14 protein-coding genes are annotated in these 17,645 nt (G+C 62.9%); 10 read left to right on the forward strand and 4 right to left on the reverse strand.

The features are described from left to right. Together QVE23_RS06665 and eno are read left to right on the forward strand one after the other, a co-directional pair. Positions 1 to 438 (forward strand): GNAT family N-acetyltransferase (locus QVE23_RS06665; RefSeq protein WP_287967787.1); only part of this gene is annotated, 438 nt, incomplete at its 5' end. A gap of 158 nt (positions 439 to 596) precedes the next feature. Then, positions 597 to 1,898, forward strand: coding sequence for a phosphopyruvate hydratase (gene eno, locus QVE23_RS06670; RefSeq protein ID WP_021750793.1), 1,302 nt, complete (start codon positions 597 to 599; stop codon positions 1,896 to 1,898). A gap of 99 nt (positions 1,899 to 1,997) precedes the next feature. On the opposite strand, the gene QVE23_RS06675 is transcribed toward eno, so the two are convergent. Further along, complete coding sequence (locus tag QVE23_RS06675; protein ID WP_287967789.1) at positions 1,998 to 2,774, reverse strand: helix-turn-helix domain-containing protein; 777 nt, start codon at positions 2,772 to 2,774, stop codon at positions 1,998 to 2,000. Positions 2,775 to 2,945: 171 nt separating this feature from the next. After that, entirely contained in the window at positions 2,946 to 3,926 is a 981-nt protein-coding gene (gene pta, locus QVE23_RS06680) for a phosphate acetyltransferase (protein ID WP_287967791.1), read from the reverse strand. A gap of 302 nt (positions 3,927 to 4,228) precedes the next feature. On the opposite strand from pta, the gene QVE23_RS06685 reads away from it, so the two are divergent. Continuing rightward, positions 4,229 to 6,082, forward strand: coding sequence for a peptidoglycan DD-metalloendopeptidase family protein (locus tag QVE23_RS06685; protein WP_287553456.1), 1,854 nt, complete (start codon positions 4,229 to 4,231; stop codon positions 6,080 to 6,082). A 62-nt stretch (positions 6,083 to 6,144) separates the two neighbouring features. Here the strand turns inward: QVE23_RS06685 and QVE23_RS06690 are convergent, their stop codons facing one another. Next, positions 6,145 to 7,179 (reverse strand): LacI family DNA-binding transcriptional regulator, encoded by a 1,035-nt coding sequence (locus QVE23_RS06690; protein ID WP_287967793.1) that lies wholly within the window; start codon positions 7,177 to 7,179, stop codon positions 6,145 to 6,147. A 198-nt stretch (positions 7,180 to 7,377) separates the two neighbouring features. On the opposite strand from QVE23_RS06690, the gene QVE23_RS06695 reads away from it, so the two are divergent. The 5 genes from QVE23_RS06695 to ppk1 all read left to right on the forward strand — a co-directional run bounded on the left by QVE23_RS06695 (position 7,378) and on the right by ppk1 (position 14,021). Continuing rightward, the gene (locus QVE23_RS06695) at positions 7,378 to 8,400 is read left to right on the forward strand and encodes a LacI family DNA-binding transcriptional regulator (protein WP_273481570.1); all 1,023 of its coding nucleotides are present in this window, start codon (positions 7,378 to 7,380) and stop codon (positions 8,398 to 8,400) included. Further along, entirely contained in the window at positions 8,397 to 9,446 is a 1,050-nt protein-coding gene (locus tag QVE23_RS06700; RefSeq protein ID WP_287967794.1) for an endonuclease/exonuclease/phosphatase family protein, read from the forward strand. Before QVE23_RS06695 ends, QVE23_RS06700 begins: the two co-directional genes overlap by 4 nt. A 390-nt stretch (positions 9,447 to 9,836) precedes the next feature. Further along, positions 9,837 to 10,928: a tyrosine-type recombinase/integrase gene (locus QVE23_RS06705; RefSeq protein ID WP_287967795.1), complete on the forward strand. Its 1,092-nt coding sequence runs from the start codon at positions 9,837 to 9,839 to the stop codon at positions 10,926 to 10,928. A gap of 115 nt (positions 10,929 to 11,043) precedes the next feature. Beyond that, positions 11,044 to 11,949, forward strand: a complete 906-nt coding sequence (locus tag QVE23_RS06710; protein ID WP_136891276.1) for a Ppx/GppA phosphatase family protein — start codon at positions 11,044 to 11,046, stop codon at positions 11,947 to 11,949. Then, a complete protein-coding gene (gene ppk1, locus QVE23_RS06715) occupies positions 11,919 to 14,021 on the forward strand; it encodes a polyphosphate kinase 1 (protein ID WP_287967796.1) in 2,103 nt (700 codons plus the stop codon). The genes QVE23_RS06710 and ppk1 overlap by 31 nt, the downstream gene beginning before the upstream one ends. A gap of 61 nt (positions 14,022 to 14,082) precedes the next feature. On the opposite strand, the gene QVE23_RS06720 is transcribed toward ppk1, so the two are convergent. Further along, complete coding sequence (locus QVE23_RS06720) at positions 14,083 to 14,847, reverse strand: IclR family transcriptional regulator (RefSeq protein ID WP_025544391.1); 765 nt, start codon at positions 14,845 to 14,847, stop codon at positions 14,083 to 14,085. Between the two features lie 423 nt (positions 14,848 to 15,270). Between QVE23_RS06720 and QVE23_RS06725 the strand changes: the two genes are divergently transcribed. Together QVE23_RS06725 and QVE23_RS06730 are read left to right on the forward strand one after the other, a co-directional pair. Further along, on the forward strand, positions 15,271 to 16,698 hold the full coding sequence (locus QVE23_RS06725; protein ID WP_287967803.1) for an alanine/glycine:cation symporter family protein: 1,428 nt from the start codon (positions 15,271 to 15,273) through the stop codon (positions 16,696 to 16,698). An 89-nt stretch (positions 16,699 to 16,787) separates the two neighbouring features. After that, a partial coding sequence (locus tag QVE23_RS06730; RefSeq protein ID WP_287967804.1) for a pyridoxal phosphate-dependent aminotransferase occupies positions 16,788 to 17,645 on the forward strand: 858 nt, incomplete at its 3' end.

A 17,645-nucleotide genomic window follows, 5' to 3' on the forward strand; every position in this document is an offset into this window, starting at 1 on the left:
ACGAAGAGCACACTGGTGGACGAGGCAGGGAAGGAGAAGGGCATCCTGACCTTTGGACCAGTCTGTATCCGACCGGGACTGCAGCGCCGGGGCTATGGCAGGCTGCTGATGGAGGAGTCCTTCCGGCGGGCGTCCGCCATGGGGTACGAGGCTATTGTGATCTTCGGCGATCCCAACAACTACGTGGGCCGCGGCTTCCAAAGCTGCAAAAAGCACCGGGTCCATCTGGAGGACGGGACGTATCCCGCCGCGATGCTGGTGAAGGAACTGGAGCCCGGCACCCTGGCGGGAAAAAGCTGGATATACCGCCAGAGCCCGGCGTTTGTGTTTGACGAAGCGGAAGCCCGCCGGTTTGACGACAGCCTGCCGCCCATGGAGAAAAAGCGCCTGCCCTGTCAGGAGGCCTTTGAGATTCTCAGCAGCGCCGTCCTTCTGTGACAGGAGTGCGCACTTTTTTCACTGGAAATATCCGGTTTGCTTGACAGAGTAAACGATTACCGATATAATAGCACCGGAAATCCCTGGTGGGCCCTCCCTTGGGAGGAACGCGCCCGCATGATTCTGTCTTATAATTTTAATAAAGGAGAACGAGTTCTATGAAGCAGATCATTGAGATTGTCGACGTCCTGGGCCGGGAGATCCTAGACAGCCGGGGCAACCCCACTGTGGAAGTGGAGGTCTATTTGGAGGACGGCACTATGGGCCGCGCCGCCGTGCCCTCCGGCGCTTCCACCGGCATCTATGAGGCCTGCGAGCTGCGGGACGGCGACAAGGGCCGCTACAACGGCAAGGGCGTGGAAAAGGCTGTGGAGAACGTCAACACCGAGATCGCCGAGTGCCTGATCGGCATGAATGTCCTGGATCAGACCTCCATCGACAAGGCCCTGATCGACCTGGACGGCACCCCCAACAAGTCCCGCCTGGGTGCCAACGCCATCCTGGGCGCGTCCCTGGCCTGCGCCAAGGCGGCGGCCGAGAGCCTGGGCGCCAGCCTGTACAGCTATATCGGCGGCGTCAACGCCAAGCAGCTGCCCGTGCCTATGATGAACATCCTCAACGGCGGCGCCCACGCCACCAACAATGTGGAGATCCAGGAGTTCATGATTATGCCTGTCTCCGCCCCCTCCTTCCGGGAGGCCCTGCGCCGCTGTGCCGAGGTGTTTCACGCCCTGAAGGCTGTGCTGAAGGAGAACGGCACTCCCGCTGCCGGTGTGGGCGACGAGGGCGGCTACGCCCCCAATCTGAAGAAGGACGAGGATGCCCTGAAGGTCATTGTCCAGGCCATCGAGGCCGCGGGCTACAAGCCCGGCGAGGACTTCAAGATCGCCATCGACGCCGCCTCCTCCGAGTGGTGGGACGAGGAGCAGAAGTGCTATGTCCAGCCCAAGTCCGGCAAGAAGCTGACCCAGCAGCAGCTGGTGAACATGTGGAAGAAGTTTGCCGACAACTATCCCATCATCTCCCTGGAGGACGGCATGGCCGAGACCGACTGGGAGGGCTGGGCCATGCTGACCAAGGCCATCGGCGATCGGGTCCAGCTGGTGGGCGACGACCTGTTCGTCACCAACGTGGAGCGTCTGGCCACCGGCATTGAGAAGCAGGTGGGCAACGCCATCCTTATCAAGGTCAACCAGATCGGCACCCTGACCGAGACCCTGGACGCCATCCAGATGGCCAACCGGGCCGGCTACACCGCCATCGTGTCCCACCGCTCCGGCGAGACCGAGGACGCCACCATCGCCGACATCGCCGTGGCCGTCAACGCGGGCCAGATCAAGACCGGCGCCCCCAGCCGCACCGACCGGGTGGCTAAGTACAACCAGCTGCTCCGCATCGAGGAGGAGCTGGGCGACGTGGCGCAGTATCCCGGCATGAAGGCGTTCTTCAACCTGAAGTAAGCAGCGAAAGCAAAGCGCAAAGCCGCCCGACAGGGCGGCTTTGTTTTTAATTCAAAGGTATACGTTTTGAAATATTTTTAAGATATACTACGATTCGGACTAAGCTTTGCACCGATGTCGCCGAGAGATCAGCGTCCGTAAAGAATAGGCAGCGACCAGCAGGAGCATAGCCAGCCAATACAGCGTCAGAAATTTCCCACCTGCTGGAAGTGCGAAAAGGTAGAACAGGTCTAAATAGCCGAGAGGCTCTAAAGAAAGCCACCAAATATTTCGGTATTGATACAAGACCGCCACCAATAGGAACCAGCATATAGGTATGGATGGCGGATGACGAAGCGAGTAGACCGTCAGAACCCCCAATGGTACGATTACGGTAAGCGCCATAAAATTGTCGATACGTGTTCCTTCGAAAAGATAAAATAAGGATGCACCCACGGAGACAAAATGTGCCAGCCATGCGCCCCAAGCGCAGAGAAGGCCCAGAGGGCACCTGCACAGCAGACACAGAATCCCGCAGGTCACCAGAGGCCAGGCAAATAAAATTCCCCATGTGCCTTCGCTGCGAGCGCCCAGCAGCACAGATGCCAGCAGCAACAAAAGACCCAAAAGACGTTGCCGGTGGAGCCGAAGTTCCTCTGCCGTCACGCCGGCCTTTACGGCGGGGGCCGCCGAATCCGGGACCTCTCCCTTCACCAGTTCATCCAGAGATACGCCGAACACTCCACTCAGTTTCACCAACTTCTCCAAATCCGGTACGCTGGCGTCGTTTTCCCACTTGCTGACAGACTGCCGGGATACTCCCAGCTGCTCCGCCAGGGTATCCTGACTGAGCCCTGCTTTTGCCCGCAGCTGAATCAGCCGTTCTCCCAAGGTCATGGTCTCGCCTCCCGCTTCAATTCTGCGACCATCATAGCAGAGGGCGGCGGGATTGTCCATCAAGGTCCCTTGGCGATTCCGCAACCGCCGGTTGCAATGAACAAAAAAACAGCGGCGGACCGCGAAAGCGTCCGCCGCTGTCTGCTGTATGGAAAATGGGATGTACGGCAATCAGTCCTCGCACAGGCCGGCAGTGATGATGGCCATGGAGTAGACCTCCTGGGCGTTGCAGCCGCGGGACAGGTCGTTGATGGGGGCGTTCAGACCCTGCAGGATGGGGCCGTAGGCATCAAAGGAGCCCAGGCGCTGGGCGATCTTGTAGCCGATGTTGCCGGCGTTGATGTCCGGGAAGATGAAGGTGTTGGCATGGCCGGCCACCTTGGAGTCAGGGCACTTGGTGCGGGCCACGCGGGGAGAGACGGCGGCGTCGAACTGCAGCTCGCCGTCCACATCCAGATCGGGGGCCAGGGCCTTGAGTTTGCTGCAGGCATTGCGCATCTTGTCCACATCCTCGCCCTTGCCGGAACCCAGGGTGGAATAGCTGAGGTAAGCCACCTTGGGATCGATGCCGAAGACCTTGGCGGTGGTGGCGGTCTCCAGGCCGATCTCCACCAGCTCATCCTCGGTGGGCTTGATGTTGATGGCGCAATCGCCCATGGCCAGAACCTCGCGGTCGCCGGTGGCGGAGGGACGGACCAGAATGAAGCAGGAGGACACGATCTTGTTGCCGGGCTTGGTCTTGATGATCTGCAGGGCGGGACGGACCGTGTCGGCGGTGGAATAGGTGGCGCCGCCCAGCAGAGCGTCGGCATAGCCCATCTTCACCAGCATGGTGCCGAAGTAGTTGGCCTGCTTGAGGAGCTTGCGGCACTCCTCCTCACTCATCTTGCCCTTGCGCAGCTCCACCAGGGTGGAGACCATCTTCTCCATGTCGGGGAAGGCCTCGGGATCAATGATCTCAGCGCCCCGGATGTTGAAGCCGGCCTCCTCGGCAGCGGCCTGGATCTCGTCGAGATTGCCCACCAGCACAGGGGTCAGGAAGGTACCGGACAGCAAGCGGGCGGACGCCTCCAGAATGCGGGGATCCGTGCCCTCAGTGAAGACAATCTTCCGGGGATGGGCCTTCAGCTTTTTGATCAAAAATTCAAACATCTCTGATTTCCTCCAAAAACGTACAGATTTGGGAACGTATTTAGACTATTCTCATTATACACAACTCGCCGTCGGGGTCAATTGGAAAATCAAAATATCATCACAAAAATTTGCGCCCGGCAGCAGGGCGCTTCTGGCAAAAGTGTGGGACCCTACCAGATGCTGTGGTGCGGAAATTGATGGAAACACAAGAAATTGAAGAACTTTTTTAACAATTTTAGACTTGACTGGAAGCGGGAAATGGCGTATGATTACAAACGGTAACAAATTGTAACTATTTCGCTGGATTTTACGGAGACGATATGAGCGAACATATTCAGAAAAGCGATCATGCCGCCCGGCAGTCCCGCCGCGGCGGCAAGCGTCTGGCTGCCGGACAGGCGGAGCGGGAGAGGAAGTGTCCGCCCAAGCCCCCGGAGGTGCAGCCGGAGCCCGTATCCGCACCGACGGCGGTGAAGCCCTTGATCCCCGAGTGGGGAGAGGAGCCCGCTGGTCCGTCCCGACGGACAGAGCCCCGGCGCCGGAGGCTGCGGCAGGCTGTGCAGTCCTGGCAGGACACGGAGGGGGAGATCAGCCCTGTGGTGACCGGCTGCCAGGCGCTGGCGGAAAAGGCCAAGAATACCCGCCGCCACTGGCGGCGTCTGGTACGGGAGAAAAAGGCAAAGCGGTTCCCGGAGTCTGAGCGGCTTCCTGTGCAGTTGCTTCTGCTGGCCTGGGGAATGCTGCCCACTCTGGGGGGGCTGCTGGGCGAACGGATCCGCGCCAGCCGGAAGCAGCGGCGTGAGCGGGTCTCTGCCCTGCGGGCCAAGCTGGGGCACCGCTGGCGCCTGCATCCAGCGATGCTGCTGTGCGGCGGCTGCGTGGCGGCTGCCATCGGGTTGTTCTTCTCCGTCTACACCTTCGGGACGACGGTTTTGTACGACGGCGAGGTGATTGCCGCTGTGGGCTCCCAATCCGCAGCGGAGGAGGCCGCGTCGGACCTGGAGGCGGTCACCGCCCGGACGCTGGGGGAGAGCTACACCATCGACGACTCCCTGCTGCAGTATTCCTCCGGCCTGCTGCTGCGGCAGGACGTGGTAGACGAGACGACGCTGGAGGAAGACCTGTCCCAGCAGATCGGTCTGGTCACCCAGGCGTACAGTCTGTATGTGGACGGTGAGCTGGTGGGCGCGACCCCCTATGAGGGCGCACTGGAGGAGCTGCTGAGCCAGCTCCAGAGCAGCACCGCGGACGAGAACACCATCTCCTGCGAATTTGCGGAGGATGTGGAGATCAAGCAGGAGTACGTGCCCACGGAAAAGGTGATGAACCTGGGGTATCTGGCGGAGCTGCTGTACAGCACGAAGACCGCTGAGACCACGTACACCGTGAAGGCGGGTGACACCTGGTCCGAGATCGCGGAGGATCACGGAATGACCTCCAAGGAACTGCTGGCGCTGAACCCCGGCTACAACATCGACAAGATCCAGATCGGTGAGGTGCTGACGCTGTCGGAGGCCGTCCCCTATCTTACAGTGACAGTGAAGCAGCGGGAATACTACGTGGAAGACGTCATGTATGATGTGGAGTACACGGACTCTGCCTATCTGTACAAGGGCGACTATCAGGTGACTTCCCCCGGTGAGTACGGCGCCGCCGACGTGGTGGCCAACGTCACCTATGTCAACGGTGTGGAGACGGAGCGGACGATCCTCTCCTCTGTCACCCTGAAGGAGCCCGTGACGGAGCAGCGGCTCCAGGGCACGAAGGAGCGGCCCACCTGGCTGCCCACCGGCACGTTCCGGTGGCCCATCAGCGGCCGGATCACCTCCCGCTTCGGCGGACGGTCCTCTCCCGGCGGCATTGGCTCCACCAACCATCAGGGCATCGATATTGCCGGGCCGTACGGCACGCCGGTCTACGCGGCGGACGGCGGCACAGTCACCTACTCCGGCTGGATGGGCGGCTACGGCTACCTGGTGGAGATCAACCACGGTAACGGCTATGTGACCCGGTACGGTCACAACAGCAGCCTGACGGTCTCCGTGGGCGACCACGTCTACAAGGGCCAGCAGATCGCACGGGTGGGCTCCACCGGCAACTCCACCGGCAATCACTGCCACTTCGAGGTCCGTTACAACGGCGTGGCCCGCAACCCGCTGAACTATCTTCCCTGAGCAGTATAAGCGAGCCCCCGGCTGAAAAGCCGGGGGCTTGTTTTGTTCGGATGCCCGGGCCGTTAGACCGCGGTCCTCTGCTGCGGAGAGCAGCAGGTGCTGCGCTCTACCAGCCGGGGGGCGATCAGCTTGTGGGTGACCTCCCCCGGCCCGCCGGAGTCGATCAGCTCCAGCAGCAGCCGCACAGCGCTCTCTGCCAGGGCCCCGGTGGGCTGGGCCAGAGTGCTGAGGCGGATTTTCGGCAGGGAGGCGTATTCGATATCGTCATAGCCCAGCAGGGAGATCCGGCCGGGAATGTCCAGTCCCAGCTCGTCTGCCGCCTGGAGGACACCCAGGGCCATGGCGTCGGAGGGAGCGAAGACCGCCGTCTGCGGGAAGGGGCGGGCGAACACCTGCCTGGCCAGCCGGTAGCCGTTGGGGGCGGAGGAGACGGCGCCGGGGTTGAAGACGGTCTCCACCTCCATGCCCCGCTCCCTGGCGATGGCGAGAAAGCCCTGGTGCCGGAGCACATGGGTGACGCTGTCCCGCCGGGGACCCAGATACAGCACCCGCCGGTGCCCCAGTCGGGAGAGGTATCCGGCCGCCATGGCGCCGCCTACATAGTTGTCGGTGCTGACAGCGTTGATCCGCTGAAGCGTGGCGGTCGGGGACACATCCCCCAGCAGCACGGAGGGCGTCCCCCGTGCGTGGCGCCGCAGCAGATCGGGCGCGGCGCTGCTGGCACTGACCAGCAGAATGCCGTCCACCCGGTGACTTACCAGAAAGTCGAACAGGGCGGCGGTTTCGCTGCCCCCTACCCGGCCGCAGCACAACATGATCTGGTAGTCCTGTTCCTGGGCGTAGCGCTCCAGGTGCAGCACGATGGAGGCGTGAAAAGGGCCGGAGAGCTCCGGCAGAATGACGCCCAGCACACGGGTCCGGCTGGAGACTAGGCTCCGAGCCAGCAGGTTGGAGCGGTAGCCCTGTTCCCGGCACACCTGGAGCACGCGCTCCCGGGTCTGGAAGTTGATCTCCGGCGCATTGTTCAGCGCCCGGGAAACGGTGGTGACGGAGACCCCGGCCAGCCGGGCAATGTCCCTGATGGTCATGCGGGCCATAAAAGTCCTCCTTCTGCTGTGCAGCTTTTTTCATAAAAGCATTATACCAGAATGCCGTTCCGGAAGATACTGGAGAAAATATATTAAAAACCCACAAAAACATGGTAAAACAGACGAAGAAACTTGACAGTTTCCCTGCCGGAATGGTATCTTAAAGGTGCTATTGGAAACGTTTGCACAAATAGGAGGGAGAACGGGATGCGGCGGACGACCATTAAGGACGTGGCAGCGCTGGCCGGGGTCAGCCCGGCCACTGTGTCCCGGACTCTGGACGACCGCCCGGAGATCAGCGCAGAGACCAAGGAACGGGTCCGGGCCGCCTGCGCCCAGCTGGGATACGTGCCCAACGCCGCCGCCAAGGGGCTGACGGGGCAGGCCACCCACACTCTGGGGGTAGTGGTGCCGGACGTGTCCAACCCCTACTTCACGGGCATCGCCACTGCCATTGAGGAGACGGCAGCGGAAAACGGGTACCGGGTGCTGTTGAGCAACTCCCTCCAGGAGGAGGGACGGGAGCTTCGAGCCATCGAGAACTTTCTGGCCCGGCAGATCGACGGCGTGCTGATCTCGCCCCTGTCCCGGGAGAGCCAGGCCAAGCACGCCGACCTGCTGGAGGGCACTCCCTGCGTGTACCTGGGCGTGAACCACGGGGAGAAGTGCAGCTATGTGATGGCGGACAATGAGGCGGGGGCGGCCATCGCCGTCCGGTATCTGCTGCAGCTGGGCCACCGGGACCTGGTGTTTTTGGGTGGGCGTGCGGACTCTCTCACCCGTGTGCAGCGGGTGCGGGGCTTTCGCCGGGCGCTGAAAGAGCACGGGCTCTCCGGCCGGGTGCTGCCCGCGCCGCCGGACACCCGGGAACTGCGCCAGTGGGCCTATGAACAGGCGTTGGCACTGTTCGGGGAGCGGACGCTGCCCCACGCCGTGCTGGCATTTTCAGACCTGACCGCCCTCAGAATTTTGGAGGCGGCGGAAGAGCGGGGGATCCGGGTGCCGGAGGACCTGTCCCTGGTGGGGTATGACAACGTCTCCTACGCCGCCATTCCCCGTATCCATCTGACCACTGTTTCGCAGCATAAATTTCAGCAGGGACGCATCGCCGTGGAGCGGCTGCTGTGCCAGATTCAGGGGGACCGGCGGCCGACAGCGGACCTGCTCCAGCCGGAGCTGGTGGTCCGCTCCACCTGCGCCCCCAGAACACAAGGAGGAAGGACACTATGAAGGGTATCCCCAATACGGAGCGCCAGCGCCTGGGTGCGCTGCTGGACCACGAGACGCAGGAGACGGTGATGGCCATGATCCCCCAGTTTTCGGAGACGGAGATCGGCGCACCGGTGCCGGCCCCGGCGGAGGTGCCGGAGGAGCTGGGCCTGCTGGTGTTCAATATGGAGCGGGGCGTCCACCTGGAGGAGCTGGGCGACTTTCTTCAGGACTGCCCGGGCGTCCGGCCCCTGGATGTGGTGCTGGCCAATGAGCTGGATGATGGCTGCGTCCGCTCTGGCGGCCGGAACACCGCTCGGGAGCTGGCGGAGCGGTTCGGCTGGAACTACGCCTACGGCCTGGAGTTCATCGAGCTGGTGAATGGGGAGGACCCCAAGGGCTTCCACGGAAATGCGGTGTTCTCCCGCTGGCCCATCCGGCGGGCGTGGACCGTGCGGCTGCCGGAGCAGTACAACTGGTACTTCGACCGCCAGCGCCGGATTGGCGGGCGATGCGCGGTGATGGCGGAGCTGGATGTGGGCGGTCGGCCTCTGGGCGTGGCCTCCATCCACCTGGAGAACCGCACCCATGGCGAGGGACGGCGGCTCCAGCTGGAGGCGGTGCTCCGTGCGGCGGAGGAACTGCTTCCCGGCATTCCGGTAGTGCTGGGGGGAGATCTGAACACCAACACCTTTGACGGCCGGGACAAGGACGCCATCCGGGAGATCGCGGGGAGTCCGGCACTCCAGCGCCGCTGTCTGGAAGACGTGGCGCAGTATGAGGCTGCCCTGACGGCGGCGGAGGCCATGGGCTACCGGGCAGTGCCGGAGACGCCCATTTTAACCCGGCGCAAGCCCCTGCCGGGCGGCGGATGCCTGGGCCTGCGGCTGGACTGGCTGCTGCTGCGGGGGATGACACCCACCAAGAGCCGCACCCTTTCTACCCGGACGGCGGACTGTGGCTTTGCCCGGCCGGATTCCGCCCTGGCCCGCTTTGCGGGGGAGGAGCTCTCGGACCACAACGCGGTGTGGGCCGCCTGCCGGATGGGAGTGAAGGACGCGAAGTGAATCGGCTCTTGGAGAGCGGCTGCCGCAGGCAGGCGCGTTTTTTTCCCGCAGGCCGTGAAAAAGCCTGCGGCAGAAGGGGCATTCGCCCCGGCCCTACATGAATAGAGGGCCGGAGCGGGCCCGGAAATTTACAATAATTGTGTTTTGTCTGACCGAATATGGGTATCCTATTGGACAGCGTGAGTTGTTTATGATAAAAGGGCATAAAACTTCATGGGCAGTGGGGCGCCGCGAAAATCAGCTGCCCCGGCGGCGCATGAAGTTTTCGCGCATGTGGGCTGTCCCGGTCCGTGCGCTGAAATTTCAGGCCGCGCCGTGGTCGGCGGCACACGGCCCTTTTGCGATGCGCCTGCATCGCAAAACGAGAGAGAAAGAGAGAGGAATGCACCCATGCCCAGAAAGACGATCCAGAAGAATCTTGCATACGACACGGAGCGGCAGCTGTATTACGCGGTGTTCCGGCAGGACGGACGGCGCTATACCCGCACCTACCGCACCAGGGAGGAGGCCCAGGCCGCGCTGGAGGGGAACTCCTGTGCCGACCGGCGCCTGCCGGGGAAGGACTGCACACTGGGGGAGTGGCTGACCTTCTGGCTGGAGGAGGTGGTGGCCCGGGACCGGGCGGAGAGCACGCTGTACGCCTACCGCAACATGGCACGCTGTCATGTGCTGCCTGCCCTGGGAAGGATCCCTCTGGCGGAGCTGACGCCCCTGCGTATCCAGGGCTATCTCTATGAGAAGATGAACCAGGGCCTGTCCCCCAACACGGTCATCAAGCACTATGTGATGCTGACCACGGCCCTGGGCATGGCGGTGCGGCTGGAGATGCTGGAACGCAGCCCCATGGAGCGGGTGACGCCGCCCAAGAAGAAGGAGGCCCGCTTCAGCTTTTACTCCCCGGAGCAGCTGCAGCTGCTGTTCTCCGCCGTGTCCGGCACGATGATGGAGCTGCCGGTGAAGCTGGCGGCCTATCTGGGCCTGCGGCGCAGCGAGATCTGCGGCCTGCGGTGGGAGAATGTGGACCTGGAGGCGGGGCTGCTCTCCATCCGGGAGGTGCGCACAGAGGTGGGCGGCAGCGTGGTGCTGAAGTCCCCCAAGACCCGCACCTCCGCCCGGCGGCTGGGCATCACCGGGCTCCAGGACCTGCAGCAGGTGCTGCGGCGGGCGTGGGAGAGGCGGCGCAGCGACGACCCGAAGGAGTGGGTGGTGCTGCGGCAGGACGGGGCGCCCCCCAAGCCGGACCAGCTGACCCGGGACCTGCTGACGGTGGTGCGGCGGCAGGGGCTGCCCAAGATCTCCCTCCACGGCCTGCGGCACAGCTTTGCCTCGGTGGCCAACAGCCAGGGCGTGCCCATGTTCGATATCTCCCGCACCCTGGGGCACAGCTCCATGACCGTCACCAGCAACATCTACACCCACCTTTTTGACGACACGGAGGCCCAGGCCCTGGCCGCTGTGGCCAGAGCCATCGAAAAAGCCTGAATTTTACCGGCATTTTACAGCACCGCGCTTTTGAATTTCATCTGCCTCTGTCAATCTGATAAACGTGAAACGCCGCATCCCAGTGGGGAGCGCGGGAAGAAGGAGCGTCATACCCATGAAATTCGCCATTGTGGACCTGGGGTCCAACACCATCCGCCTGTCCGTCTACAACACCCTGCCGGAGGGCGGATTCGACCTGCTGTTTTCCGAAAAGGAGATGGCGGGACTGGTCAGCTACGTCCACGGAGGGGTGCTCTCTCCGGAGGGAATCCAGCGGGCCTGCGGGGCCATCCGGGACTTTCAGGCGCTGCTGCGGCAGTTTGATCTGGACGCCCCCCACGTATTTGCCACCGCCTCCCTGCGGAACATCCGCAACACGGAGGAGGCAGTGGAGCAGATTCGGGCGGCCACCGGCGTGGGGGTGGATGTGATCTCCGGCGAGCTGGAGGCCAGACTGGGCTATTACGGCGCCCGGACGGCCACGGACTTGCAGGACGGCGCCATGTTCGACATTGGCGGCGGCAGCGCAGAGGTCCTGGAGGTCCGGGCCGGGGAGGTCAAAAAGGCCCAGAGCCTGCCCATCGGATCCCTGGAGCTGTTCAATCGCTGCGTGGACGGCCTGTGGCCCAAGAAAAAGGAGCTGGAGCGGATCCGCAGCACCGTGGCCGCGGCCCTGAAGGAGGCCCGGCTGCCGGCGCACCGGGCGGAACGGGTCTGCGGCGTGGGCGGCACGGCCCGGGCGGCGCTGAAAATCGCCAATGACTGGTATGAAAAGCCGGCGGGAAACCGCATCCTGACGCCTGCGGAGGTCCGCCGGCTGACAAAGCTGCTGTTGAAGCGGGACCACCAGGCGCGGAAGCTGATCCTGCGGCACTGCCCGGACCGGGTGCACACGATTCTGCCGGGCATCGTGCTGATGGATGCACTGACAGAGGCGCTGTGCGAAGGAGAGCTGTATATCAGTCCCTACGGCGTCAGGGAGGGATATCTGTGTCACAAGCTGCTGAACGCTGGGACCTGAGTTACACCCAGAACCGGGAACTCAGTTGGCTGGCCTTTGACCAGCGGGTGCTGGAGGAGGCGGCGGACCCCTCTGTGCCGCTGATGGAGCGTCTGCGCTTTCTCTCCATCTTCACCAGCAACCTGGACGAGTTCTTCATGGTGCGGGTGGGAAGCCTGACGGACCTAGCCCTGGTGGCCCCGAACGCCCGGGAAAACAAGGGCGGGTTCTCCCCGGCGGAACAGCTGCGGCGGATCTATGCCGCCGTGGTGCCGCTGGTCCGGCAGCGGGACCAGGTATACCGGGAGCTGATGGAGGCCCTGGCGGAACATGGGGTGGCGGATATCCCCTACAAGGAGCTGAAAAACGGTGAGCGGGAGTATGTGCGGGCCTGGTACCGGGAGGCCATGCGCCCGTTGCTGATGCCCCAGATCATCGACCCCAGCCACCCCTTTCCCCACCTGAAGAACAAGACCCTGTATGCCGCCGCCCTGCTGCGGGAGGGAGACAAGCGGCGGCTGGGCATCGTGGGGGTGCCGGATGTGGTGCCGCCCATCCTGCCTCTGCCGGCCCGGCCCGGCGCCTTCGTGCGGACGGAGGACATTCTGGCCCACCACCTGCGGAAGATCTTCAAGATCTATCAGATCGAGGAGCAGGCGGTGGTGTCCGTCACCCGGAACGCAGACATCAGCTATGATGAGGCTATGGACCAGGAGGACCTGGACCTGCGCGCCCAGATGACCAAGCTGCTGCGCCAGCGGGAGCGGCTGGCCCCGGTGCGGCTGGAGATGCAGGGGGAGGCCCCGGCTCTGCAGGCCATGCTGCTCCGGCGGCTGAGGCTGACGGCGGAGCAGAGCTATGTGTGCACCTGCCCGCTGGTTCTGAAATACGCCTACCAGCTGGACAGTCTGGACAGCGCCCTCTTTTACCCGCCCCACGCGCCGGCATATCCCGCCTGGCTGGACCGGGAGGTGCCCATGTGGGAGCAGATCCGCCAGCGGGACGTGCTGCTGTTCTATCCCTACCACTCCATGCAGCCGTTTCTGGACCTGCTGCGCCAGAGCGCCGCGGACCCGGCGGTGGTGTCCATTCAGATGACCATTTACCGGGTGGCGGGGAAGTCCGCCGTCATCAAGCACCTGTGCGCCGCGGCGGAGAACGGCAAGGCCGTGACGGTGCTGGTGGAGCTGCGGGCCCGCTTTGACGAGGGCAACAACATCACCTGGGCCCGGGAGCTGGAGGAGGCCGGGTGCCGGGTGATCTACGGACCCGCCGGCTATAAGTGCCACGGCAAGATCTGCCTCATCACCCGAAAGGAGAAGACGGGGCTCAGCTATGTGACTCAGATCGGCACGGGCAATTACAACGAAAAGACCGCGGCGCTGTACACAGACTTCTCCCTGTTGACGGCGGATCGGACCATTGCCGCCGACGGCGTGGCCTTTTTCCAGAATATGCTGATCGGCGATTTGCGGGGCAGCTACGGCAAGCTGCTGGTGGCGCCGGTGTCCCTGAAGCAGACGCTGTTACGGCTCATCGACGGGGAGATCACCCGGGGCGACCGGGGGCGGATCATCCTGAAGACCAACTCCGTGACGGAGCGGGACCTGATCGACCAGCTGGCCCGGGCGTCCCAGGCGGGGGTGCGGGTGGACCTGATCGTCCGGGGCATCTGCTGCCTGGTGCCCGGCGTGCCAGGCAAGACGGACCATATCACCGTGACCAGCATCGTGGGGGAGTTTCTGGAGCACTCCCGCATCTACTGCTTCGGGGAGGGTGTCCTGCGGCAGATGTACTTATCCTCTGCGGACATCATGACCCGAAATCAGGAGCGGCGGGTGGAGATCGCCTGCCCGGTGGAGAGCCGGGAGGTGCAGGACTTCCTCTCGGACTATCTGGCCCGGCTTCTGGGAGACAATGTGAAGGCCCGGCGGATGCTGCCGGACGGGGGCTTTGTCCGGGCGGAGCAGGCCGGCGCGGTGCCGGTTTCCGTCCAGCAGTTCTATCTGGACCATCCTCCCCAGATGCGGGCCACGGAGCGGGGAAAGGGCCGCGGCTGGAGACTGCCGGAGCTGTTCCGGAAGCGGAAGTAAAAGCAGCAGGAGCGGGAGTCCTTATGGGCTCCCGCTCCTGACAGCTGGAAAACAGGCCGCGTCACGGCCGCCCGCCCATCAGGCGGGAGATGTTGGCGGCAGTGGCCTTCACGGCACGAGTCATCACGTCCAACTCTTCCTTCATACGGAAGGTGGGACCGGCGATGCTGACCGCCGCCACCACCGTCTGGTCCAGACCGAAGATGGGGGCGCCCACGCAGATCAGGCCGGGTTCGATCTCCCCGTCGTCAATGGCGAAGCCGTTGATCCGGGCCTGGGCCAGCTGCTCCCGCAGCAGGTCCGGGGAGAAGACGGTGCGGTCCGTCAGCCGCTGCATCTGGGGCAGGTCCCGGCAGTAGGCGTCCACATAATCGGGATCGTGAAAGGCCAGCATGATCTTGCCGCCGCTGGTGGCGTGGGCCGGGGCTCGGGTGCCCACTTTCGTGTTGCACACCACGGAGCGGAAGGTCTCCACTTTGTCCAGATAAAAGATCTCCCGGTCCAGCATCACGCTGAGGTTGATGGTCTCCTTCACAGTGGCGGACAGCTTTTCCAGCTCCGGCCGGGCGGTACTGCGCAGATCGGAGTGGCTGAGGACGGTGCTGGAGAGCAGCAGGAGGCGTGGCCCCACCCGGTAGCTCTTGCGGACGGGATCCTGGACCAGATAACCCCGGTCCGTGAGGGTGGAGAGCTGGCGGTGGACAGTGGTGGTGGGCAGATCCAGCTGTGCCACCAGGCGCTTCAACGTCCACTCCGTCTCGTTATCCATGAAGCACTCCAAAATCTCCAGGGCGCGGAGAATGCTGGATACCTGTTCTTTTGCCATAAATCGGCCGCTCCTTTTTGGCGATATCATAGAAACATTCTGCCTTGACAAATGTTTGTCTATATAATATCATAAATCATAAGGAAAGAAAACAGGATCCGTAATTTTCCGTGGAAATGCTTCGTGTCGGGCCGCAGTTGCGGCTTTGGTTTTTGACACGATTTTGGAAAATGATCCCGTTCTACGGAAAAGCTGCCGCTTTTTTGGATACATGTCCAGAAAAGACCGGTAGCTTTGACAATTCTACCCAAAGGAATCCGCTTCCACCATACGGAATTATTGGAAATCAGGCAAGTTATGCGGCTGGCCGCATATCGAATATAGGAGGAAAGGAGGAGCCGGGGAAGCCGCGGGGAAAGACTTCCCGACAGATGATTCAGCCAATCGAAAATGGAGCGCATGAAGTTATTTGGGAGGTAGAATATGTTTATCATCGACATCATGATGGCGATTTCCAACTGGCTGTGGGGATGGCCGCTTCTGATCCTGACATCCGCAGTCGCTGTGTACCTGTCCGTCCGCTTTAAGTTCTTCCAATTCACCAGGTTCGGACACGCCATGAAGAACACGTTCGGCAAGATCTTCGACAAGGGCGACGGCGAGGGCGATATTTCCCCGTTCCAGGCCTGCTGCACGGCGCTGGCCTCCACGCTTGGCGTGGGGAACATCGCCGGTGTATCGGTGGCCATCGCCACCGGCGGCCCTGGCGCCGTATTCTGGATGTGGGCCGTGGCCCTCATGGGCTTCATCGTGAAGTTTTCCGAGATCACCCTGGGCATGGCCTACCGGGAGCGGGATCCTGAGACCGGCAGATGGCACGGTGGCTTCTATTGGTATGTGCGCCGGGGGCTGGGCAAGAGCTGGAAGTGGCTGGGCATTTTCTGGGCTGTGATCCTGGGCTGCGCCATGGTGTTTGCGCCCGCCGTGCAGGCCAACTCTGTGGTGGAGGCGATTCGGGTCTCCTTTGACGTTCCCGGCTGGATCGTGGGCGTGATCTTTGCCGTCATCATGGCCGTTGTGCTGGTGGGCGGCATCAAGAGTATCTCCTCCTTTGCGGAGAAGGTGGTCCCCCTGATGGCGCTGGCCTATGTGATCGGCAGCATCTTTATTCTGGTAAAGTTCGGCAGCAACATCCCGCACGTCTTTGCGATGATTTTTGAGTACGCCTTTACGCCTATGGCTGCCACCGGCGGCTTTGCCGGCTCCACCGTGATGCTGGCCATCCGTTGGGGCCTGGCCCGCGGCGTGTACTCCAATGAGGCCGGCACCGGCATGGCGCCGCTGGCCCACTCCTCCTCTTCCGCCAACCATCCGGTGAAGCAGGGCCTGTGGGGCATCAGCGAGGTGTTCGTGGACACCATCATCGTCTGCACCATGACCGCTCTGGTGGTCCTGTGCACCGGCGTGTGGACCGAGGGCGGCACCGGCGCGGCCCTGACCGCAACCGCTTTCGGCGCCGGTTTCGGCAACGCCATCGCCGGTACGGTGTTCGTGGTGTCCATCATCACCTTCTTCGCCTTCACCACCGCGCTGGTCAATGTGTACTACGGTGAGATCTGCATGACCGTCCTGGGCGGCAAGAAGTTCATTCTGCCCTACCGGCTTCTGGGCTGCGCCTTCGCCATCATCGGCTCTGTGGGCGCCCTCAGTGTGCTGTGGAATCTCTTCGACTTCTTCTTCGGTGTGTGCGCCGTGTGCAACCTGGTGGTCTGCTTCCTGATGCGCAAGCAGATCGGCGCACTGATCAATGATTACCTGGCCCGGCTGAAGTCCGGCAAGTGGGAGCCCACCAGTGAGGCGGCGGCCAACGCCATCCCGGAGCTGTGGGTGAACGACAAGACTGCGAAGTAAGGAACTGCCTGCTGCGCATTCGGCGTGCCCGCTTTCGGAACGGGTGCGCCGGGTGCGCGTGAGAAGATGATCAAAAGGAGATGTTACCAATGGAACAGGAACTGCGCATTTCCCAGCGGGCGAAGCAGTATCCAGCGTCCGGCATCCGAAAGATGTTTGATCTGGCGGCCCAATACCCGGAGGCGATCAAGCTGACGGTGGGCGAACCCAACTTCGACACGCCCCAGTACATCAAGGACGCGGCGAAGAGAGCCCTGGACGAGGGGCAGACCCATTACGCGCCCAACGCCGGCACCACAGAGCTGCGGGAGGCTGTGGCCGCCAAGTACCGGAAGCAGTACTGGGAGGGCTATACCAAAGACCACGTCATCATCACCGTGGGGGCCATGGAGGGCTTGTTCCTGGCCATGATGACGCTGCTGGACCCGGGCGATGAAATCCTGGTGCCGGATCCCTGCTTCCCCAACTACTACGGGCAGGCCAGCAGCATCGGCGCCAGAGCGGTGCCCGTCCCCACGTATGAGGAATATGACTACCGGATCCAAGCGGCGGATATCGAAAAGGCCGTCACACCCCGGACCCGGGCGATCCTGCTGAACTCCCCCTGCAATCCCACCGGCGCGGTGCTGACGAAGGAGGACATCCTGGCCATCGCCAAGGTGGCGAAGACCCATGACCTGTGGGTGCTGACAGACGAGCCCTATGACGCCATCGTATACGACGGCATCCAGCCGTACAGCATGGCCCAGGTGCCCGAGATGCAGGACCGCGTGATGGTGCTGAACAGCTTCTCCAAGTCCTATGCCATGACCGGCTGGCGGATCGGCTATCTGGTAGCGCCGGAGCCGGGGTACATCAAGAAAATGGCGCAGCTGCAGGAGGGGGTGGCCTCCTGTGTGTCCACCTTCACCCAGGCGGCGGCGGTGGAGGCCCTGAAGAGCACGGCG

This window comes from Oscillibacter sp. KLE 1728 (assembly GCF_934833455.1).
GTDB lineage: Bacteria > Bacillota > Clostridia > Oscillospirales > Oscillospiraceae > Oscillibacter > Oscillibacter welbionis.